This is a genomic window from Acinetobacter schindleri CIP 107287 (assembly GCF_000368625.1).
Taxonomy (GTDB): Bacteria; Pseudomonadota; Gammaproteobacteria; order Pseudomonadales; family Moraxellaceae; genus Acinetobacter; species Acinetobacter schindleri.
Window position 1 is genome coordinate 212,964 of the sequence record NZ_KB849576.1, and the last position, 21,580, is coordinate 234,543.

A 21,580-nucleotide genomic window follows, 5' to 3' on the forward strand; every position below is an offset into this window, starting at 1 on the left:
GGTTAGGGTGAAAGGCCCTGCCCAAAAGAGGAATTTGAGCCTTCCCCAGATATTTGAAAAGAAAAGCCAATTGAGATGCTGCTGGACGCTACGATTTAACTGCAAAATCTGCTATTGTATGCACCTTCTATTTTTTAACTAATCTTATTCGAGGCAGAGATGACGCAAACTAACGCTCAATCGACTTCTGAACAAATCATTTCCGAAAACGATTTAATTGCACAGCGTCATGCCAAGTTAAAGCAAATCGAAGATCAAGCCAAGGAAACTGGCAAGAGCCCATGGCCAAATACTTTCAAGCGTGAGCACTACGCGCAAGATCTTCAAGACCAGTTCGCTGACCAGTCAAAAGAAGAAATTGAAGCAGGCGAAAAGGTGTATGTAAAAGTTGCGGGTCGTGTGATGTTGAACCGTGGTTCATTCATCGTAATTCAGGACATGACTGGCCGTATTCAGCTTTATGTTCCTCGTAAAGAATTAGATGCTGAAGTACTTGCTACAATTAAAGGTCTAGACCTTGGTGATATCATTGCCGTTGAAGGTTATATCGGTCGTTCGGGTAAAGGCGACCTGTATGTACATATCGAACAATTCGAATTATTAACAAAATCACTTCGTCCACTTCCAGACAAATTCCACGGCTTAACAGATACAGAAGTGAAGTATCGTAAGCGTTATCTGGATCTGATCGTGAACGAAGAAACACGTAAGACTTTTGAAATCCGCGCTAAAGTTGTCGCTGGTATCCGTAACTTCCTAACTGAAAAACGTTACATGGAAGTGGAAACGCCAATGATGCACGTGATTCCAGGTGGTGCTTCTGCGCGTCCATTTGAAACGCATCACAATGCGTTGGACATGCCACTGTTTTTGCGTATTGCACCTGAGCTTTATTTGAAACGTCTGGTTGTCGGTGGTTTTGAGCGTGTGTTCGAAATTAACCGTAACTTCCGTAATGAAGGTGTTTCAACTCGTCATAACCCGGAATTCACCATGATCGAGTTCTACCAGGCTTATGCAGACTATAAAGACCTGATGGAACTGACTGAGCAAATGCTGGAAAAACTGGCATTGGATATTTTGGGTACAACTGACGTGCCTTATGGCGAAGAAGTATTTAGCTTCAAAGGTCCATTCAAGAAAATCTCAATGTTTGATGCGATTCTTGAGCACAACCCACAGTTCACGCCTGAAAATGTAGGCGACCGTGACTTTCTGGCAAAATACGTTCAGGAAGAGCTGAAAGAACAGGTGAAACCAGGTTTTGGTTTGGGCAAACTGCAAACTATCGTGTTTGAAGAAACAGTAGAAACTAAACTGCGTCAGCCAACATTCATTACTGAATATCCAGCAGAAACTTCTCCACTGGCGCGTCGTAATGATGACAATCCACACATCACTGACCGTTTCGAATTCTTTATTGGTGGTCGTGAGCTGGCAAATGGTTTCTCGGAATTGAATGATCCGATCGACCAGGCTGAGCGCTTCCAGGCACAGGTTGCCGAGAAAGACGCAGGCGATGATGAAGCAATGCACTTCGATGCAGACTTTATTGAAGCATTAGAATATGGCTTACCTCCAACAGCGGGTGAAGGTATCGGTATTGACCGTCTGGTGATGATCTTTGCCAATGCGCCAAGTATCCGTGACGTGATCCTGTTCCCGCACATGCGTCATAAACACGCTTAAGTATAAACACAAAAAAAACCCGCACATGTTGCGGGTTTTTTATTAGCTTTTTTTGCTACATAAGCTAGATATTGTAAAAGAGCAGCGTGAACTAAAATGATTTTTATAAAAGTTTCAGACAAAAAAAACGCAATGATTGGGGTTGTCATTGCGTAGAAAAAGGAAAAACTTGTTGCAAATGAAACTGTGGAGAATGTTTCTTGCTATTTCCTGAATATGTTTTCATATTAAAACTGGCTTGTTATTTTTACATTGGTAAACGTGTAAAGAGCTGTTAACTAAAGTAAGTTTTTCTACCTTTGTGTGACAGAAAAAAGCAACTATGAATCAAATGTGTAGGAATTCAATAAAAAAGCCCTTCATGTGAAGGGCTTTTCAAAATTTATCCAAGCATTAGAAGTGGAACACGCCAAGGGCAGTTTTAACTTCATCCAAAGTCGCTTGAGTAATATCACGGCATTTGTCTGTACCAGTCTTGAGTACATCCATAATGTAGTCAGGATCTTTAGAAAGTTCCATACGACGTTCACGAATTGGACCGATTAATTCTTTCAAAATACTTTCAAGACGTTTTTTCACTGTACCATCACCCAAACCACCACGGCGGTAATGGGCTTTTAGTTCTTCCAGTTCTTCTTTGTTGGTATCGAACGCATCCAGGTAAGTAAATACCACGTTACCTTCAACCTGACCTGGATCTTCAATACGCAGGTGGTTCGGATCCGTATACATTGCGTTAACGGCTTTCTTGATATCTTTGTCTGATGCATCTAGCACAATGGTATTGCCTAAAGATTTAGACATTTTCGCCTTACCATCAAAGCCTGGTAAACGGCCAACGTTAGATAGCAAGGCTTTACATTCTGGAAGTAGCTCACGACCTACCTGACGGTTCAGACGACGCACAATTTCGTTAGTCTGTTCAATCATTGGGATCTGGTCTTCACCCACTGGAACCACAGTCGCTTTGAATGCAGTAATGTCCGCGGCCTGCGCCACTGGATAGCACAAGAAGCCTGCCGGAATATCACGCTCAAAACCACGCATCTGAATTTCAGACTTAATCGTTGGGTTACGCTCGAGACGTGAAACAGTCACGAAGTTGAGGTAAAGCATGGTCAATTCATTGAGGGCAGGAAGGCAAGACTGAACACAGATTGTGGTTTTAGTCGGATCAATGCCTACCGCAAGATAATCTGTTGCAACTTCAATAATGTTACGACGTACTTTTTCGAAGTTATCTGCATTGTCTGTCAAGGCCTGTGCATCTGCCAGTAGAAGATGCTGATGGTGAGAATCCTGTAAACCCACGCGAGAGCGTAATGAACCAACAAAGTGACCGAGGTGAAGTTGTCCGGTAGGACGGTCGCCAGTCAAGATCACTGGACGATTATCTTGATTACTCATTATCTATTCCAAAACAGTAGTCGTACTATATTCAAATTTTTAGGATCGCAACATTGTACGGCATTCTGTTTTTGAATGTCAGTCACAATGAATCACAGTAATAAAAAATCTCTGAAATTAAAGAAGTAATACAATCTTTCTGCTGCTTTTTGATTAGAATATTTTTACATTTATAAGGAATAACAAGAATGGCGAGTAGCTTATTAATATTATTGGATGATATAGCCACAGTTCTAGATGATGTTGCAGTCATGAGTAAAATGGCGGCAAAAAAAACGGCCGGGGTTTTGGGAGATGATCTGGCGCTCAATGCTCAACAGGTAAGCGGTGTACGTGCCGAACGTGAACTTCCGGTGGTATGGAGCGTCGCCAAAGGTTCTTTTGTCAATAAACTCATTCTTGTTCCTTTGGCCTTGCTGATCAGTGTGGTTGCACCATGGTTAATTAATCCTTTATTGATGATTGGCGGCTTGTTCCTGTGTTATGAAGGCGTAGAAAAAGTACTGCATAGTCTCAAACATAGAAAAGCCAAAACTGAAGAAGCTGCGCAAGCAGAATTAAACGCAATCGAAACGGATCTGGTTAAATTTGAAAAAGATAAAATTAAAGGTGCGATTCGTACTGACTTTATTTTGTCAGCTGAAATTGTCGTGATTTCCTTGGGTACTGTTGCAGCGGCTGCTTTTTCCACCAAGGTGATGGTGCTTTCAACGATTGCTGTAGCCATGACCATCGGAGTGTATGGCTTTGTGGCCATGATTGTGAAAATTGATGATGTAGGTTTGCACTTGAGCAAGCAGGCATCGAGTTTCAAGCAAAGTGTAGGACGAGGCTTGTTAGCTTTTGCACCCAAACTGATGAAAACTTTAACCATTGTGGGAACAATTGCCATGTTCCTGGTCGGTGGCGGGATTATTGCTCACGCCATTCCATGGTTTCATCATTTCACTGAAGATTCAGTCGAGTATGTAGAGCACATTCCTACAATGGGCAGTATTATAGGTGCAGTTACGCCAACACTTATTAATTTAGTCATTGGTTTTATCGCAGGGCTCTTGGTATTCATTGTTATTGGCTTCATTCAAAAGATCAGATCAAAATCAAAGCAGGCATAATTTTGGTTGGCTAGAAGTAAGTCAAAATTAAACTATAAGGAATCTTACTATGCGCTGGAAAGGTCGTCGAGTTAGTAGCAATGTTGAAGACCGCCGTGGTGGGGGTGCCAAAGCGGGTGGTATCAGTATTCTGGGGCTGATTGTGGCTTTTGTTGCCTGGAAATTTTTTGGTGTAGATCCGCAACAAGCTTATCAAGCCACCAAGCAGGTAACACAAGGCGTTTCCAGTGCTGAAATGCGTGGTCTGGAAAATCCAACGCCAGAGCAGCAAGAAGCAATTGACTTTGTCGGAACTGTACTTGCCGATACAGAAGATACCTGGTCACAGGTGTTTCAGCAGCAGCTGAATCAGCAGTATACCGCCCCTAAATTGGTACTCTTCAACGGTGTGGTGAATTCAGGTTGTGGTGCGGCGCAATCCGCTATGGGACCTTTTTATTGTCCGGCAGATCAGAAAGTGTATATCGACACGACCTTCTTTAGGGATATGCGTAGCCAGATGGGCATTAGTGGTGAGCAGAATTCAACTGAGCTATCGCGTAATGATCAGGCTGGTGACTTTGCTCAAGCATATGTCGTGGCACATGAGGTTGGACATCACATCCAGACCATCTTGGGTATTTCTTCTCAGGTACAGCAGGCACGCCAGCAAGCAACAAAGGCACAAGCGAATCAGCTATCAGTCTATCAGGAGCTGCAAGCCGACTGTCTGGCGGGAGTATGGGCTTATCATAATCATGAGCGTACCCAATTCCTGGAACAGGGTGATGTACAGGAAGCCATGGATGCAGCGCATAAGATTGGTGATGACTATTTACAGAAAAAAGCCCAAGGACATGTGGTGCCAGATAGCTTTACTCATGGGACCAGTGCGCAACGCGTACAATGGTTTAATACTGGTCTGAAATCTGGTCAGATGGCAGACTGCGATACTTTTAATAAAGGTATTTAATATCCTAAAGGTATTTAGATCTATTTAAAGTGCCAGATGAAATCAAAAAAGAGCAGTTGCTTCTTTTTCTTGAGCATAGAAAAACCTATTTATTCAGAAATCGCTGAAAATTCCTGAGCAGCTTGAAGCTGACAAATAAAGCAGCTAAAGCAAATAAGCTAATACCAAAGACTACATATTTCAACCCAGCAATGTCCTGCTGATAAAATTGCTGAATCTCATTAGCAGAATAGGAAAATTCTGAAATCTGACCAGTGCGGCTATCTTTATATTTAACCTGTTGAATATAAGAAAACTCACCTGCCTTAAACAGTTTTACCTGATCAATCTGACGGGTATGAGACTGATTAAAGTCATCGCTACACAACGCCGTATAATGGGTGCAACTACTTTTGGAAATATAACCATTCCCTGCAATCAGAACAAAAATGGCGTGATCTGGTTTCTGGTTATTGGACAGCAAAACATACTGCTGATCTGGTGAGCTGGTTAAGTTAAGTGACTTGCCTTGTTGATAATACTGCTCGGCCTGCATGATCTCCTGAATTTTGGCAAAACAGGTAAAACACAATGCAAGCGTGACCAAAAAAATCACAGTAGCAAGAAAAAGACGGAAAACAAGTTTAACGGTTTGATGCATGAGAGAAGGATTCAGAAGAACTGGTAAAAGAATACAGCAAAGTACTAAGATGGAATTGTATGATAAACCACCATTTGAAACTATTGAAAAGAAACTTAACTAAATAGCAAAATAAACAGGATTAAAATTATTTCATCCGGAAATGCTTTTTCATTTGATATTTTATTTTTAAATAAGCCAAATCACTCATTTTCAGGAATGAGGCGCGCTTTAAGGGAACCCATGGGCAATTTCTTTTTCTTACAACTTTTGACCGTTGTTTTTGCATTATCTATTGCCACGACATTATTTAATAAAAGAGTGCTAGGTTTTCCTCAAGCGATTGGTGTTCCGATTGTTTCTGCAATTTTTGTATTTATCCTGCAATGGGGCGCGAGCCTGCTACAGGGCAATCCTTTTTTCAGTATCAATATTGCCAATATTGAAAATGCAGTCCGGCATATCGATTTTTATGATTTTCTGATTAACGGTGTCATCTGTTTTATTTTGACCTCATCTGCGCTGAAATTTAAGGTTTCCGATTTGCGCAATCATTGGCGTCCAATCGGAATTCTGGCCAGTCTGGCGCTGGTGATCTGTGCAGTCTTGTTTGGTCTAGTCCTGTATGGTTATCAGTTCCTGATCGGTAAGCATGTTGATCTGTTGGTATTACTATTACTGGGCGCAGCATTAGGTGCAACGGACCCGATCGGAATTAAAGGGGTGCTCAGTTCAGTTCGTGCACCGCATCACTTAATGGTAAAACTGGAAGGTGAGTCACTATTTAACGATGCGATGTGTATTGCCTTGTTTATGACGCTTTTGAATGTATTACAGGGTGAGAACTTTACCTTATGGGGCGTACTGCAAACACTGCTCTACGAAATTGTGGTGGCTGTATTCATTGGTGTGGTATTTGGTTGGGCAATCCTACGCATTCTTCGCGGCAAACATGAAATGGAATCCCTGATTCTAACCACTGCATTACTGGCTTGTGGTTCCTATCTGGTGGCTTTGCTAGCGCATGCTTCTGCACCAATTGCCTGTGTGATTGGAGGCCTGATCGTTGGTAATAAATGGAAGGAAATTCTGGCGGATGCTGATATTGGTGATGTAAACCATTTCTGGCATACGGTTGAAGGAATTATTAATTCTTTCCTGTTTACCCTGATTGGTCTTGAACTGTTTATTCTGGATTTAAGCACTAGCCTGATTCTGGGTGGAATCGTGGCTTTTATTATTCTGCATGTGGTACGTTTCGCAGCAAACTTCCTGTCTTTTTCCATGTTTCCACATTTGCGTAAAAAACGTTATAACGGCAGTCTTGCGATTCTCTCTTGGGGTGGTGTCCGTGGTGGAATTTCTTTAGCTTTGATTCTAGCTGTTGCCAATGTTCCGCAACTAAAAGAGTACAGCAGTATTCTGGTCGGTTATACCTTTATTGTGGTGCTGTTATCCGGTGTGGTTTGTGGTCTAGGTTTACCAGCTGTAATGAATGCCTTTTATTATAATCCGAATGAAGAGAAAGAAGGCTGGAAAGGCTGGTATCAGCAGATGTGCCATAAAATGAACCGTAAAGGTTTTCAATACATTATCGGTGAAGATGCAAATGGCAATGAAATTATTACGGTGTACAAGCCTGAAAGCCTGATTGATGAAAAAGATGAAGATGGCGTAGCAGCAGTGCATAATCCTGAAAAAGTACACGAAGTGAAACGTCTGGAAAGTCCGGATAACTTCTAAAATACTTTTGATTTAAAAAAGAGAATTTTTGGATTGTCTTTTTTATTTCCTAGATATTAACTTGGTGAGTTTGAATCCAAATATTATGATCAAAGCAGCTTAAATGGATATATTGAAAATGCCAGCCAAACCCAGTGATGAACTTGCCCGAATGATTCTTGGTGTGATTGCATTAATCCCTCGGGGGAAAGTTGCCAGCTATGGTCAGCTGGCCCAGCTTGCAGGATTGCCACGACATGCACGTCTGGTTGGACGGGTACTGAGGGATATGGATGAAGCATCTGATTTACCTTGGCATCGCGTCGTTAGTTCGCAAGGCAAAATCAGTGTGCAAAAACTGGATGAACAGGGAATGAACATTCAGGCAGGTAAATTACTGGAAGAAGGAGTTGCAGTTATTAAGGGTAAAATTAATCTGAAACTCTACCAATGGGATGGCAGCATCCAATAAAAATACCCCATGTGTACATGAGGTATTTTGAAGAGGATAAAATAATAATTTATGCCTGACCACGAACCACAAGCACTGGAACATCGGACTGTCCTAGAATGCTTTGAGCTACACTGCCAAGGAAGAATTTCTTGAACCCGGTACGGCCATGTGATCCAATCACAATCAGGTCGGCACCTAAAGTTTTTGCTGCTTTGGCAATCTCGGTATTTACCACCTGACCTTCCAGCAACTGGGTATCTACCTGTACACCAGCTGTTTCAAAACGTTTTTTCGCTTCATCCAGGTTTTGCTGGATTGCAGTACGTGCACGTTCAATTAAATCATTGGTTTGTGCTGCGGTAATGTATTCAGCCGCAATATAAGGGTCTAAGGTCATCACCTGAACCACAGTGATTTTACCGTTAAAAGTTTTCGCCAGTTGTACTGCCTGATCTACCGCAGCATAAGCCGTTTCTGAACCATCAATTGGAACTAAAATATGTTGAAAAGCCATGGTCATTCTCCACATGTATTTATGGGTATTATAAAAATTTTAAACAATGCCTATGATCCGTCGGGCATGGTATTTTTTAAATAATAACGCTAATCAGGTTAAAATAAAACCAAGTAAATCCATATGGTTAAATAATGTTTTAGTAAAAATATTTTTTATAAATTATTGTTTTATATTAAAAATAATAAAATATAGATTCATTTGTATTTTAAATGCTTCAAGCTGTCAGACTAAGGTCGCACCTAATAGATCATCTGCATTATTCACATTGAATTTGTGTGGTGTCTATTTTAAGTTTTGGTGCGAGCCGTTGATACTGTTGTTGAATAGAGACATTGGCTGATCCATAAATTTGTTGTTGGAGTTGGGAGATTTTGGATTCTGTAATGTGTATGCGTGCACAATGCAGGGCGATTTGGTTTTCTTGGGTAACTTTCATTTGTTCAGTTGCATCATATTCAGCAAAATGCTTCAGTTTTTGCTGTGCTTTACTCAGTTGAACCAAACTTCGTTTTTTTTGCATACTCATAAGTTGATGATTATTAATCCAATGTGCGACATCACGGCGTACACCGTTATAATCTACCATCAGTGGTGAAATCAATTGGCAGGCACTCAGGCTGAGTGCTGTAGAAATGGTCAAGAAAATTTTAGTTTTAATCATATCTGAGTAACTTAAAACGGTTTTAAAATTCATATTAATACGTGAAATACATAATAAAAACTGATTTTGGTTAAAGTTTGATGCAAATACACACATTTGCCTAAAGACTGAACATTTGTGAATTAAAATGCTTGACGGGGAATGCGGAAGTTACGATAATGCGCACACAGTTTACGGCTATGTAGCTCAGTTGGTTAGAGCACCGCACTCATAATGCGGGGGTCACAAGTTCAAGTCTCGTCATAGCCACCATTTTTATAGACCAAGCTCTCAGCTTGGTCTCTTTTTTTGTGTCAAATAAATATATTCAAGCCTATAAAATTGTTGCACTATTCTTGTTAATTGAAATTTTCCAGCGCCAACTTATTAATATATTTGAGTTATATATTTATCTTAAATCACTACCAATAAAAAACGCCTAAGCGGACTTAGGCGTTTTTCTGAATAAACAGGGCTAAATCAGATACCCGCTTTCCATCCATTTACGATTGGGTAACGACGTTCGCGGCTGAAAGCACGTGAGCTGATGCGAGGGCCTATCGCACCTTGACGACGTTTATATTCATTCACGTCAACCAGACGAATCACACGTTTTACCACTTCTTCATCAAAGCCTTTCTCAATGATGTCATCCTGACTCATGTCTTCTTCGATATAAGAGTAAAGGATTGCATCCAATACTTCATATGGAGGTAAAGAATCCTGGTCAACCTGATCTGGACGTAACTCTGCTGAAGGTGGGCGGGTAATCACACGCTCAGGAATCACTGGTTTGTCTGCAATACTGTTACGGTATTTCGCCAGTTCAAACACAATAGTTTTATACACATCCTTGAGTACTGAGAAGCCACCAACCATATCGCCATACAGAGTACAATAACCCACAGCTACTTCTGATTTATTACCTGTCGACAGCACCAGATTGCCAAATTTATTCGACAAAGCCATCAGTAGTGTGCCACGTGAACGAGCCTGCAGATTTTCTTCAGTTGCATCTACTGGAGCATCACCGAAGAACGGATACAGGGTTTGCAGGAAACCATTAACGATTGGATTGATCTCGGCTATACCGAAAGTCACGCCCAGTGTCTTCGCCTGTTCAGCTGCATCTTCCACACTGATCTGAGCCGTATAGGTATAAGGCATCATTACCGCTTGTACCTTATCTGCACCGATAGCATCTACAGCAATCGCAAGTGTCAAGGCAGAATCAATGCCACCAGACAGACCCAGAATTACACCCGGGAAACCAGAACGTTGTACATAGTCGCGTGTTGCCATGACCAGGCTTTGATAGATCTCTGCCATGGTGTCAAGAGTAGGGGTAATGCTGGTTTTGCTAAACGCAAGGTTAGTTGCATCATATTCAGCAATAGATAGATTTTCCTGGAAACTTGCTGCTTGCAGCGCAACTTCACCAGATTTATTTAGTACGAAACTCGTACCGTCAAAAACAAGATCATCATGACCGCCGACCTGGTTGCAATATACCAGGTTGATATTGAGCTGTTTAACCAAAGCTGCCATGGTTTCAATACGGTGCTGTGGCTTACCGACTTCATATGGAGAAGAGTTCAGTACCACCACAGTATCAACATTCAGCTGAGCCAGCTGTTGAACAACATTCAGAGACCATACATCTTCACAAATCAGTACTCCAAATTTATGACCGAGGTATTCAAATACCAGGTGTTGATGACCTTCATTAAAATAACGCTTCTCATCAAACACAGCATAGTTTGGTAAAGTCTGCTTGTTATAAATTCCCAATACCTGACCGTCTTTCATCACTGCAGCAGAGTTAAAACGCTGGCCATCTTCAGTCTGGTTGACAAAGCCAAAGACCATTACGATATCTTTGACTTGTGCCAGTTGGTCGAATGCCTGTTGGGTGCGTTTAGTCAAGCTTGGACGCAGAATCAAGTCATCTGCAGGGTAGCCCAGAGTCGAAAGTTCTGGAAAGATAATCAGGTCAGCATTGTCTTTTTTAGCCAGATTGGCCTGTTCGATCATTTTTTGCGTATTTGCATCGATATTGCCAACATGTGGAGAGAATTGAGCAAGGGCAATTTTAAAACTTTTCATTCCAACTAAATCCTAATCCTGATAGATTTTTTGCACTAATCGGCTATTGTTTAAAATTATAGTTATTTAGCCGAATGCAATCTGGTACTTACATAATGCCAAATGGCGGGAAACATAAACACAATAATAAAAGCTTGATACCTAATCTCATTTTTGGAAATAAAATATCATACAAGAGTTATTCTATCGAAATTTGAAGCAGATGCTAGCGTTGTTTGCATAGATTTATTGTTGAAATGCAACTGGATGATTAAAAATAAAAGGATCACATATTGTTTTGTATCGAATCTGCCTGAACAGGGCAAAAAGATTTATATATAAAGATTTTAATATACTACTCTCTAATCCGTTTCCTGAATGATATTTGGCAGCTTTTGAAGATAAATATCACGTGCAATATCACCTTGCTGCTCAATATTGTAGGTCCAGAAAGACTTGCCGGGAATATAGGAGTATTGATAAGGATTATAGCGGCCAAAACTCAAAAAATAAGCGGTTTGTAATATCGCGCCACGCAATACCACATTAATGCCATGCTGATGCTGGAAAATATGCGTCATCTCATGAATAAACACTGCACGATAACTTGCAGTCTCTTTGGAATAATCATCTTTAAAAAGTGCATTGCGTACATGAATATAGCCACTAGGTGCCATCAGAATATGCTTGGGTTGCCAGGGCAGGAAAGGATGGTTCATAACATGCACCTTGCCGTAATCAATCCGGTCTCCAAACACTGAACGGCACATCTGGATTTCGCCTACAGTTAGCTGACGGCATCTAAATTGAGGAAATCTGATCAGTCTTAACAGCAGGAATAAAAAACGGTAGGGCATAGTATTTATGAATAGCCAGGATGACCTGATTATAACGGGATTATAGGCTTGGATTTGTAAGCATCTTTATCATTCTATTTAAGACAATAATCTCAACTTTTTATTTGCTACTGTGCTTAATATTTTCATTGTCCATAAAAAACCGCCCGAAAGGGCGGTTTTTTGGGTCTTTCGACGCGATTCGAATTAACGAGCGATATCGCGTTGAGTTTCGCCAGTATAAAGCTGACGAGGACGACCGATCTTGTAAGGTGCGCTGTGCATTTCTAACCAGTGGCTGATCCAGCCTACAGTACGTGCAAGAGCGAAAATTACAGTAAACATTTCTGTCGGGATACCAATCGCTTTAAGGATGATACCTGAGTAGAAGTCTACGTTCGGGTAAAGGTTACGTTTAATGAAGTATTCGTCAGAAAGCGCAATACGTTCAAGTTCCATAGCTAAAGCAAGTTGTGGATCATTGATACCAAGTGCTGTTAACACTTCGTCGCAAGTCTCTTTCATTACTTTCGCACGTGGATCGAAGTTTTTGTAAACTCGGTGACCGAAGCCCATCAGTTTAACTTCTTTAGTTTTTACTTTTTCCATGAACGGAGCAACGTTCTCTACAGTGCCGATTTCATCCAGCATCTTAAGAACAGCTTCGTTTGCACCACCGTGAGCAGGGCCCCATAGCGCCGCGATACCAGCAGCGATACATGCATACGGGTTAGCGCCAGTAGAACCAGCAAGACGTACTGTAGAAGTAGACGCGTTTTGTTCGTGGTCAGCATGAAGCGTGAAGATACGGTCCATTGCTTTCGCAAGAATCGGGTCAACTTTGTAGTCACGGTCTGCAGGAGTAGCAAACATCATGTACAGGAAGTTTTCTGCATAAGTCAAATCGTTACGTGGGTAAACGAACGGTTGACCTACTGTGTATTTGTAAGTCCAAGCAGCCAGTGTAGGCACTTTAGCGATCAAGCGAATCGCAGTGATTTCACGATGGTCGATGTTTTCGATGTCAAGGCTGTTGTGATAGAACGCAGAAAGCGCACCAACAACACCACACATGATCGCCATAGGATGCGCGTCACGACGGAAGCCATTGAAGAAGCGGCTAACTTGGTCATGAACCATCGTGTGGTTACGAACTTTAGCATCAAATTCAACTTTTTGTTCAGCAGTAGGAAGCTCGCCATTTAGAAGAAGGTAGCAAGTTTCAAGGTAGTCTGCTTTAGTCGCTAACTGGTCGATTGGGTAGCCACGGTGTAAAAGAACGCCTTTACCACCGTCGATGAAAGTGATTTTAGATTCACACGCAGCTGTAGATACGAAACCAGGATCAAAAGTAAAGTGACCTGCAGCCAACACATCTTTAACGTCGATTACATCTGGGCCCAATGTGCCGCTGTAAATTGGTAGTTCAATTTGTTTGCCATCAAGCTGTAAAACGGCTTTTTTGCCAGTTGCTTCAGACATTCAATAGATCTCCTGTCCTGGTGAATGTTTATCCGAGTTGTCTATCAATCTTTTAATGTACAAAACGGACGGATCAAAAATTTGCTATAAGATTAGTGAGTACTGAAATTTTGTCAATTATACTTATGGATAAAAAATGACGTTACACAGCGGCTTAGTCACATAATCTCTGTATAAAAAGCTTTATTAAAATCACAGCATCAACGCGCTATAATAAGATAAAACATGCAGAAGGTGCAGAAAAAAATGCATTGTTTGCAGCAATAATCATCATCTTTTAATCGTAAAAAAATGTTTAAAATGATTAGGTTTATAACGATAAAGTGGCTAAAACTATATAAATTTCACTACTTACAGCTTTTTCAAGGGTTGTCAGTTTTTGTCAGGTTTTATAAATAAAAGCACTTAATAGAATATTTCAAAATGTCTGTTTGATTAAAAAATGACTTATTTTTGCTCGATTAAATCATACTAATTCGATTTATTTAGAGACCTGTTTCACATTTTTAAGTTGAATAGCATAGAGTGGTACTGAAATGCGTTTTATCTGCCTGAGTGACGTATTCATTCAACTATTATAAAGATAGTTTTGTATTTACCATTTGGCTTATCATAAATCTTTAAAAAATAGAGGGTTCTGTATAGTTTGAGTGATATTTTCAATCGAGCGCTAAGTGCTTGAATCTTCACCTTTAGTCTAAAGAACAGATGTTTCTAATATATATCCATATCGGACTAAATTAATCGGCTTTATTATTTAAAAACATATATATAAGTATTGATAGGAAGGCAATTATAAAATTATTGCAGATTAATCTTATTGTTAATGATTCTTATTTAAAGGATTTTTAGCCAAAAAGCTTATGAGAGTTGTTTGTATTTTGATAGTGAGCGTTTTATAATTCAGTGTCGTTTTACGTTTAGGCATGTATTTGTCTAATCAATGCCAGCTTTCCTTCGAATTAATTCCAACAAACTCCGGATGGAGTTTTTAACTACAGGATGCCCGCTGTGAAAAGCAACAGACCTGTCAATTTGTCCATGGGTCAAGTTTTAGAAGTAAACTTAAAATCACCTGTGGCTATTGCATCAATTCTACACCGTCTTTCTGGTGTGATCGTATTCTTACTCGTACCGGTCCTTTTATGGATTTTAGACAAGTCATTGTCTTCGCCTGAAGGTTTTGCTCAAGTGCAAGAAATCTTTAACGGTTTCATCGTGCGTTTTGTTGTATGGGTATTTGTAGCCGGCTTAATCTATCATACGTTTACTGGTATTAAGCACTTACTTGCAGATGTTGGCGTTGCAGAAGAACTGCAAAGCGGCCGTACTGCAGCTACTATTTCATTAATCTTGTCTGCGATCGGTATTGTTGCAGCATTTGTATGGATCGTACTCTAATGAAAAGTGCTACTGGTTTAACGGGTTCAGGTTCTCGCGATTGGTTTCTTCAACGTGTGAGTGCAGTGGTTCTAGCTGTGTATACTGTTATCGTTTTGGGTTGGATTCTACTGAATGGTGGCTTCAACTTTGAACAGTGGTACGGCTTTATGATGACTACACCAATGAAGATTTTGTCTTTATTGGCAGTATTCTCTCTTGTTGCACACGCATGGATTGGCATGTGGCAGGTTTTCACTGACTATGTGACTACTCGTCAAATGGGTCCATCAGCATCAGGTTTACGCATTGTATTGACTTCAGCAGTGATTATCGCTGTATTAGCATACGCAATCTGGGCAATCCAGATTTTCTGGGCTTGATAGGAAGAGATCATGGGCGCAATTAACCCTAAAGAAGATTACACAAATATTCCACATGAAACTTTCGATGCTGTCATCGTGGGTGGCGGTGGTTCAGGTATGCGTGCATCTTACCAACTTGCTCAAGCTGGTTTAAAAGTTGCTGTACTGACTAAAGTATTCCCGACACGTTCACACACTGTTGCGGCACAGGGTGGTATTGGTGCATCTCTTGGTAATATGCAAGAAGATAACTGGCACTACCACTTCTATGACACAGTGAAAGGTTCTGACTGGTTAGGTGACCAGGACGCGATCGAGTTTATGACGCGTGAAGCACCTCAAGTGGTATATGAATTAGAACATTTAGGTATGCCATTTGACCGTAACGCAGACGGTACAATTTACCAACGTCCATTTGGTGGTCACTCTGCGAACTACGGTGAAAAAGCGGTTCCTCGTGCATGTGCTGCAGCTGACCGTACAGGTCACGCACTTCTTCATACGCTTTATCAAAGCAACGTGAAAATGGGTACACAATTCTTCGTGGAATGGATCGCACTTGATTTGATCCGTAATGAAGCTGGCGATGTACTTGGTGTAACTGCTATCGATCAGGAAACTGGTAAAATTGCAGTATTCCAGGCGAAAGCTACTCTATTTGCTACTGGTGGTGCGGGTCGTGTTTACCGTGCATCTACTAACGCGTATATCAATACTGGTGACGGTCTTGGTATGGCAGCTCGTGCAGGTATTCCATTACAAGATATGGAATTCTGGCAGTTCCACCCTACAGGTGTTGCGGGCGCAGGCGTATTGCTAACTGAAGGTTGTCGTGGTGAAGGTGCAATCCTTCGTAACAAAGATGGCGAACCGTTCATGGAACGTTATGCTCCAACTTTGAAAGACTTGGCACCACGTGACTTCGTATCACGTTCTATGGACCAAGAGATCAAAGAAGGTCGTGGCTGTGGTCCTAAAGGTGATTATATCCTTCTTGATATGACGCACCTGGGTGCGGATACGATCATGAAACGTCTTCCATCTGTATTTGAGATTGGTAAGAAATTCGCGAACGTTGATATCACCAAAGAGCCAATTCCAGTAGTGCCAACAATCCATTACCAAATGGGTGGTATTCCTACGAATATTCATGGTCAGGTTGTTGTTCCAGAGTCTCCAGAAACTGAAGCACTGGTTACTCACTACGACAAAAACACTGATACATACTCTACTAACCAAGAAGGCCGTAACTTCACTAAACCAGTGAAAGGTTTCTATGCGATTGGTGAATGTTCTTGTGTATCTGTACATGGTGCAAACCGTCTAGGTACAAACTCACTGCTTGACTTGGTTGTATTTGGTAAGGCTGCCGGTCAGCACATCATCGATTATGTGACTAAACACCACGGTGATGAATATGAACCGCTTCCTACAACTGTACTTGAGCAAACTGTTGCACGTATTCGTAAACTTGACGAATCAACTACAGGTGAAAATGCTCAAGAAGTTGCTGATGCGATTCGTGACATCGTTCAAGACCACGCTGGTGTATTCCGTACATCTGCACTTCTTGAAGAAGGTGTGAAACAGATTCTTGCAATTGAACCGCGCGTGCGCAACATTCACTTGAAAGACAAATCTAAAGTATTCAACACAGCACGTATTGAAGCACTTGAAGTTGAAAACTTGTATGAAGTTGCTAAAGCGACTCTAATTTCAGCTGCAGCGCGTAAAGAATGCCGTGGTGCGCATACGGTAGTAGACTTTGAAGAGTCTCCTGACCATCCTGCATACCCATACGGTCGTCGTGATGATGAGTGGATGAAGCACACATTATGGTTCTCTGCGGACAACCGTCTTGAGTATAAGCCAGTGCGTTACCGTCCATTGTCGGTTGATGCGATTCCACCTAAACCACGTACATTCTAATTCGGAGAAGTAAGATGAGTAGAGGTACTCGTACATTTAATATCTACCGCTACGATCCTGATAAGGATGCAGCACCGTACATGCAAACTTTTAAACTGGAATTGACTGACAAGCACCGTATGTTGCTTGATGCACTTCTGGCATTAAAAGTACAAGACGAATCTTTAACGTTCCGTCGCTCATGTCGTGAAGGTATTTGTGGTTCTGATGGTGTAAACATCAATGGTAAAAACGGTCTTGCATGTCTGTGGAACCTGAATGATTTACCAGAAACAATCACAATCCGTCCACTGCCAGGTCTTCCAGTAGTTAAAGACCTTGTTGTAGACATGAATCAGTTCTACGATCAGTACAACAAGATTCATCCGTTCTTGATCAACAATCAGCCTGCACCGCCTAAAGAACGTCTGCAGTCTCCTGAAGAACGTGAACATCTTGATGGTCTGTATGAATGTATTCTTTGTGCATGCTGTTCAACTTCATGTCCGTCATTCTGGTGGAACCCTGATAAATTCTTGGGTCCTTCAGCATTGTTGAATGCTTATCGCTTCATCATTGACTCACGTGATACAGCAACTCAAGAGCGTTTGGCTCGTCTTGACGACCCATTCTCGCTGTTCCGTTGTAAAGGCATCATGAACTGTGTATCTGTATGTCCTAAAGGCTTGAACCCTACGAAAGCAATCGGTCACATCCGTAACATGCTTCTAGATATGGCTGGCTAATTCAGACTGCGAATAACAGTTTGTCAAAAAAGCACACCACTTGGTGTGCTTTTTGCTTTATAGGGGCGCTGAAAAGGGTAAGACTAGTTGAAAAGCAGAAGTTATCAGCAGGAGCTCTGGTGCAATCATAAAAGGTGATGAATTATTTCAGAGCATTTTGCTCAGGTTTGTGCACTAATATGATGTAGTTCGATTTATTTATGATTTTTAGATGTAAAACTGACCTGAAAAAGATTCCCGATAATGTTATTATATAACGCAAGATTGCAAAGGGAGTGGATTGGAAGATTTACTCTCTTTTTGTTTATCAGTGGGATGGTAGTTGGATGTAGGACTTTAGTCTACGGAGATTGTGTTTTTCATTTAAAGCTCCCTATGTTAGAGTAATTTCTGGTTGATGTATTTGACTAAAAAACACACATTTCTCGTCAAAAAAATCAATTGATTAGTCGAGATCGTGATAGCATTTAGCATAAGACTATATCCAAAAAATGTAAGGATTAATGTACACTTTTTAAACACGGAAAAACCTACGACTGGTATATAAAGGTAAGTCAGAGTCGCTTTAGAAAAAATACAGCTTAAGCCTTTGTTTTTTCTAAGTCGATTTGCAAAAAATTGCTCGGTTTTTATCGGGTATTCGATGAGTGATGATGCCGCTGAGGGGCGTTATTGTTCATTAAACATATCAAGAGTTGCTCTTGGTGTGGTGATAGCGCCTCATGGCTTATGCCTTATGGGGGACTAATGTCATCTTACCAATTTGACATTACTAATCCTGGGTTTTGCTTAAAAAGCATCCTGAAAATGTTTTTGCAATAGGAAATGGGTCCACAAATGCAAGAAGTTGCTGACGCTCTGCGTCTTGACACTGAACTTAGCGCTGATAGTGCAGCGTATATTGAAGAACTTTATGAGCAGTATCTGACCGCTCCAGACTCAGTGGGTGCTGACTGGCAGGAATACTTCGGTAAGTTCCCTAAAGGTGACCAACCACACAGCAATGTACGTGAGCAATTCCTACTGTTAGGTCGTAATTCAAGCCGTGTTCAGCCTGTCATTCAAGCGACAGTAAGTTCTGATCACGAGCGTCGTCAAATTGGCGTATTACAACTCATTGCGGCTTATCGTAACCGTGGTCACCAGAAAGCCAAATTAGATCCATTAGGTCTTGCAAAACGCGAACAAGCATTTGACTTAGAACTGGATGCACATGGTTTAACCAAGTCTGATTTAGACACAGTATTCAATACTGGTAATCTTGCAATCGGTAAAGAAGAAGCAACGCTTGCTGAAATTCTTGCTGCATTAGAGTCTACATACTGCGGTACTGTTGGTTCAGAATATATGCATATCGTTGACACCAAGGAAAAACGATGGATTCAACAACGTCTTGAAGGTGCACGTGGCCAGTTTGGTTTCAACACACAACAGAAAAAACATGTACTTGAGCGTTTGACTGCAGCGGAAGGCTTGGAAAAATACTTAGGTAATAAATTCGTTGGTGCAAAACGTTTCGGTGTTGAAGGCGGTGAGTCTTTCATCCCGATGGTTGATGCATTGATTCAACGTGCAGGTTCTGTTGGCTGTAAAGAAGTTGTAATCGGTATGCCACACCGTGGCCGTCTGAACCTTCTGGTTAACATCATGGGTAAAAACCCGGCTGACCTGTTTGGCGAATTCGAAGGTAAGTCTCTTCATAAGAAAGGTTCTGGTGACGTTAAGTATCACCAAGGTTTCTCGTCTAACGTGATGACTCCAGGTGGCGAAGTACACTTGGCATTGGCGTTTAACCCATCACATCTTGAAATCGTTGGGCCCGTAGTTGAAGGTTCGGTACGTGCTCGTCAGGTACGTCGTAAAGACATCGGTGGTGATGACGTATTACCAATCATCGTTCATGGTGATGCAGCATTTGCAGGTCAAGGTGTCAACCAGGAAACCTTCCAGATGTCACAAACGCGTGGTTACACCGTTGGTGGTACAGTGCACATTGTTGTGAACAACCAGGTTGGTTTCACCACTTCTGATCCACGTGATGCACGTTCTACAGAATACTGTACTGACATCGCGAAAATGATTCAGGCACCGATCTTCCATGTCAATGGTGATGATCCGGAAGCTGTATTGTTTGTTGCTCAGCTTGCACATGATTTCCGTCATACTTTCCGTAAAGACGTGGTTATCGACATGTTCTGTTACCGTCGTCGTGGTCACAACGAAGCGGATGAACCGGCTGCAACTCAGCCAATGATGTACCAAGTAATCAACAAGAAAGCGACGACTCGTACTTTGTATGCTGACAAACTTGTTCAAGAAGGCATCCTTGACCGCGCAACTGCAGATCAAATGGTTGAAAACTATCGTTCAGACCTTGAAGCAGGTAAACACGTTGCCAATGCCTTGGTATTAGAGCCGAACAAGAAAATGTTCGTAGACTGGTCTCCGTACTTAGGTCACGACTACACAGACGAGTGGGATACAACTTGTGATCTAGAACGTCTTAAAGAACTTGGTCGTAAAATGCGTGAGCTTCCAGAAGGCTTCGTCATGCAGCGTCAGGTTTCTAAAGTGATTGATGACCGTCTGAAAATGCAGACTGGTGAAATGCCACTGAACTGGGGTGCTGCTGAAACTCTAGCCTATGCATCGCTTCTAGATGATGGTTATCTGGTTCGCTTAACTGGCGAAGACGTGGGTCGTGGTACATTCTCACACCGTCATGCAAAACTGCATAACCAGGTAGATGGCTCAACTTACATTCCACTTTGCCATATCAAAGAAAACCAGCCACGCGTTGCGATCTATGACTCATTATTGTCTGAAATGGCAGTGCTGGCATTTGAATACGGCTATGCGACGACTCTTCCTAAGAGCTTGATCATCTGGGAAGCTCAGTTTGGTGACTTCGCGAACTGTGCACAGGTCGTGATCGACCAGTTTATCTCATCTGGTGAAACCAAATGGGAGCGTGTATGTGGTCTGACTATGCTTCTGCCACACGGCTTCGAAGGTCAAGGTCCAGAGCATTCATCTGCACGTCTTGAGCGCTTCCTGCAGTTATGTGCAGAAGACAACATGCAAGTGATGACTCCAACTACACCTGCACAGATCTTCCATGCATTACGTCGTCAGGCAATCCGCCCAATCCGTAAGCCAATGATCATCATGTCGCCGAAATCATTACTGCGTCACAAGTTAGCTGTGTCTAACCTTGATGAACTTGCAAGCGGTACATTCCAGACTGTGATCGATGAAGTAGATAACATTAACAAGTCGGACGTAACCCGTTTGGTACTTTGTGGTGGTAAGGTTTACTACGACCTAGTTGAAAAACGTCGTGAAAAAGAATTGAACAATACTGCGATCGTTCGTATTGAACAATTGTATCCGTACCCAGAAGCACGTCTTGCTGAAGTTCTTGCTCAGTATCCAAACCTGAAAGAGCTGGTTTGGGCTCAAGAAGAACCGAAGAACCAAGGTGCTTGGCTGTTCATCGCGCCACGTCTGTATGACGACGTGATGAAGTCTGGTAAACAGGTTCGTATTAGCTACGCTGGCCGTGAAGCTTCTGCTGCACCGGCGTGTGGTTCACCATATTTGCATGCAAAACAACAAGCTCAGCTCGTTAACGACGCTCTAGCGATCGATGCTGAATAATCC

17 protein-coding genes and 1 tRNA gene are annotated in these 21,580 nt (G+C 41.7%); 11 read left to right on the forward strand and 7 right to left on the reverse strand.

The window, feature by feature from the left end:
- Positions 1-159 precede the first annotated feature (159 nt).
- Positions 160-1,689 carry a lysine--tRNA ligase gene (gene lysS, locus F955_RS08575; protein ID WP_004810866.1) on the forward strand — a complete coding sequence of 510 codons (1,530 nt, stop codon included), beginning with the start codon at positions 160-162 and terminating at the stop codon, positions 1,687-1,689.
- Between the two features lie 393 nt (positions 1,690-2,082).
- Here the strand turns inward: lysS and trpS are convergent, their stop codons facing one another.
- Positions 2,083-3,096: a tryptophan--tRNA ligase gene (gene trpS, locus F955_RS08580; protein ID WP_004893476.1), complete on the reverse strand. Its 1,014-nt coding sequence runs from the start codon at positions 3,094-3,096 to the stop codon at positions 2,083-2,085.
- Between the two features lie 188 nt (positions 3,097-3,284).
- On the opposite strand from trpS, the gene F955_RS08585 reads away from it, so the two are divergent.
- Positions 3,285-4,211 carry a DUF808 domain-containing protein gene (locus F955_RS08585; RefSeq protein ID WP_004893479.1) on the forward strand — a complete coding sequence of 309 codons (927 nt, stop codon included), beginning with the start codon at positions 3,285-3,287 and terminating at the stop codon, positions 4,209-4,211.
- Between the two features lie 49 nt (positions 4,212-4,260).
- The gene (ypfJ, locus tag F955_RS08590) at positions 4,261-5,163 is read left to right on the forward strand and encodes a KPN_02809 family neutral zinc metallopeptidase (RefSeq protein ID WP_004893481.1); all 903 of its coding nucleotides are present in this window, start codon (positions 4,261-4,263) and stop codon (positions 5,161-5,163) included.
- Between the two features lie 85 nt (positions 5,164-5,248).
- Here the strand turns inward: ypfJ and F955_RS08595 are convergent, their stop codons facing one another.
- Complete coding sequence (locus F955_RS08595) at positions 5,249-5,803, reverse strand: hypothetical protein (RefSeq protein ID WP_004893483.1); 555 nt, start codon at positions 5,801-5,803, stop codon at positions 5,249-5,251.
- 222 nt (positions 5,804-6,025) lie between these two features.
- Here F955_RS08595 and F955_RS08600 point away from each other — a divergent pair, with 222 nt between their 5' ends.
- Together F955_RS08600 and F955_RS08605 are read left to right on the forward strand one after the other, a co-directional pair.
- The gene (locus tag F955_RS08600) at positions 6,026-7,525 is read left to right on the forward strand and encodes a cation:proton antiporter (protein ID WP_004893486.1); all 1,500 of its coding nucleotides are present in this window, start codon (positions 6,026-6,028) and stop codon (positions 7,523-7,525) included.
- A gap of 118 nt (positions 7,526-7,643) precedes the next feature.
- Entirely contained in the window at positions 7,644-7,976 is a 333-nt protein-coding gene (locus tag F955_RS08605) for an MGMT family protein (RefSeq protein WP_004893487.1), read from the forward strand.
- A 49-nt stretch (positions 7,977-8,025) separates the two neighbouring features.
- Here the strand turns inward: F955_RS08605 and F955_RS08610 are convergent, their stop codons facing one another.
- Entirely contained in the window at positions 8,026-8,472 is a 447-nt protein-coding gene (locus F955_RS08610) for a universal stress protein (protein WP_004810852.1), read from the reverse strand.
- Positions 8,473-8,731: 259 nt separating this feature from the next.
- Positions 8,732-9,232, reverse strand: a complete 501-nt coding sequence (locus F955_RS08615; RefSeq protein ID WP_004893489.1) for a hypothetical protein — start codon at positions 9,230-9,232, stop codon at positions 8,732-8,734.
- 79 nt (positions 9,233-9,311) lie between these two features.
- Here F955_RS08615 and F955_RS08620 point away from each other — a divergent pair.
- Positions 9,312-9,388, forward strand: a tRNA-Met gene (locus tag F955_RS08620).
- A 207-nt stretch (positions 9,389-9,595) separates the two neighbouring features.
- Here F955_RS08620 and F955_RS08625 read toward each other — a convergent pair.
- The 3 genes from F955_RS08625 to gltA form a co-directional block, all read right to left on the reverse strand.
- Complete coding sequence (locus F955_RS08625; protein ID WP_004893491.1) at positions 9,596-11,221, reverse strand: NAD+ synthase; 1,626 nt, start codon at positions 11,219-11,221, stop codon at positions 9,596-9,598.
- Positions 11,222-11,562: 341 nt separating this feature from the next.
- Complete coding sequence (locus F955_RS08630) at positions 11,563-12,057, reverse strand: hypothetical protein (RefSeq protein WP_026056766.1); 495 nt, start codon at positions 12,055-12,057, stop codon at positions 11,563-11,565.
- A 186-nt stretch (positions 12,058-12,243) separates the two neighbouring features.
- Positions 12,244-13,518: a citrate synthase gene (gene gltA, locus F955_RS08635; RefSeq protein WP_004893497.1), complete on the reverse strand. Its 1,275-nt coding sequence runs from the start codon at positions 13,516-13,518 to the stop codon at positions 12,244-12,246.
- A gap of 1,002 nt (positions 13,519-14,520) precedes the next feature.
- Here gltA and sdhC point away from each other — a divergent pair.
- The 5 genes from sdhC (at position 14,521) to F955_RS08660 (ending at position 21,577) form a co-directional block, all read left to right on the forward strand.
- Positions 14,521-14,919 carry a succinate dehydrogenase, cytochrome b556 subunit gene (gene sdhC, locus F955_RS08640; protein WP_008301879.1) on the forward strand — a complete coding sequence of 133 codons (399 nt, stop codon included), beginning with the start codon at positions 14,521-14,523 and terminating at the stop codon, positions 14,917-14,919.
- Positions 14,919-15,281 (forward strand): succinate dehydrogenase, hydrophobic membrane anchor protein, encoded by a 363-nt coding sequence (sdhD, locus tag F955_RS08645; protein ID WP_004810840.1) that lies wholly within the window; start codon positions 14,919-14,921, stop codon positions 15,279-15,281. The genes sdhC and sdhD overlap by 1 nt, the downstream gene beginning before the upstream one ends.
- 12 nt (positions 15,282-15,293) lie before the next feature.
- On the forward strand, positions 15,294-17,192 hold the full coding sequence (locus tag F955_RS08650; protein ID WP_004810838.1) for an FAD-binding protein: 1,899 nt from the start codon (positions 15,294-15,296) through the stop codon (positions 17,190-17,192).
- A 14-nt stretch (positions 17,193-17,206) separates the two neighbouring features.
- Positions 17,207-17,917 carry a succinate dehydrogenase iron-sulfur subunit gene (locus F955_RS08655; protein ID WP_004810837.1) on the forward strand — a complete coding sequence of 237 codons (711 nt, stop codon included), beginning with the start codon at positions 17,207-17,209 and terminating at the stop codon, positions 17,915-17,917.
- A gap of 837 nt (positions 17,918-18,754) precedes the next feature.
- On the forward strand, positions 18,755-21,577 hold the full coding sequence (locus F955_RS08660; protein WP_004893504.1) for a 2-oxoglutarate dehydrogenase E1 component: 2,823 nt from the start codon (positions 18,755-18,757) through the stop codon (positions 21,575-21,577).
- The last annotated feature ends 3 nt before the right edge of the window (positions 21,578-21,580 follow it).

Excerpts from the sequence above, each read along its gene's own strand:
- F955_RS08600 (WP_004893486.1), top strand. The coding sequence starts at position 6,026 with ATGGGCAATTTCTTTTTCTTACAACTTTTGACCGTTGTTTTTGCATTA.
- F955_RS08595 (WP_004893483.1), bottom strand. The coding sequence starts at position 5,803 with ATGCATCAAACCGTTAAACTTGTTTTCCGTCTTTTTCTTGCTACTGTG.
- F955_RS08630 (WP_026056766.1), bottom strand. The coding sequence starts at position 12,057 with ATGCCCTACCGTTTTTTATTCCTGCTGTTAAGACTGATCAGATTTCCT.
- F955_RS08615 (WP_004893489.1), bottom strand. The coding sequence starts at position 9,232 with ATGTGTGTATTTGCATCAAACTTTAACCAAAATCAGTTTTTATTATGT.
- ypfJ (WP_004893481.1), top strand. The coding sequence starts at position 4,261 with ATGCGCTGGAAAGGTCGTCGAGTTAGTAGCAATGTTGAAGACCGCCGT.
- sdhC (WP_008301879.1), top strand. The coding sequence starts at position 14,521 with ATGCCCGCTGTGAAAAGCAACAGACCTGTCAATTTGTCCATGGGTCAA.
- gltA (WP_004893497.1), bottom strand. The coding sequence starts at position 13,518 with ATGTCTGAAGCAACTGGCAAAAAAGCCGTTTTACAGCTTGATGGCAAA.
- trpS (WP_004893476.1), bottom strand. The coding sequence starts at position 3,096 with ATGAGTAATCAAGATAATCGTCCAGTGATCTTGACTGGCGACCGTCCT.
- F955_RS08610 (WP_004810852.1), bottom strand. The coding sequence starts at position 8,472 with ATGGCTTTTCAACATATTTTAGTTCCAATTGATGGTTCAGAAACGGCT.
- sdhD (WP_004810840.1), top strand. The coding sequence starts at position 14,919 with ATGAAAAGTGCTACTGGTTTAACGGGTTCAGGTTCTCGCGATTGGTTT.
- F955_RS08655 (WP_004810837.1), top strand. The coding sequence starts at position 17,207 with ATGAGTAGAGGTACTCGTACATTTAATATCTACCGCTACGATCCTGAT.
- lysS (WP_004810866.1), top strand. The coding sequence starts at position 160 with ATGACGCAAACTAACGCTCAATCGACTTCTGAACAAATCATTTCCGAA.
- F955_RS08625 (WP_004893491.1), bottom strand. The coding sequence starts at position 11,221 with ATGAAAAGTTTTAAAATTGCCCTTGCTCAATTCTCTCCACATGTTGGC.
- F955_RS08660 (WP_004893504.1), top strand. The coding sequence starts at position 18,755 with ATGCAAGAAGTTGCTGACGCTCTGCGTCTTGACACTGAACTTAGCGCT.
- F955_RS08585 (WP_004893479.1), top strand. The coding sequence starts at position 3,285 with ATGGCGAGTAGCTTATTAATATTATTGGATGATATAGCCACAGTTCTA.
- F955_RS08605 (WP_004893487.1), top strand. The coding sequence starts at position 7,644 with ATGCCAGCCAAACCCAGTGATGAACTTGCCCGAATGATTCTTGGTGTG.
- F955_RS08650 (WP_004810838.1), top strand. The coding sequence starts at position 15,294 with ATGGGCGCAATTAACCCTAAAGAAGATTACACAAATATTCCACATGAA.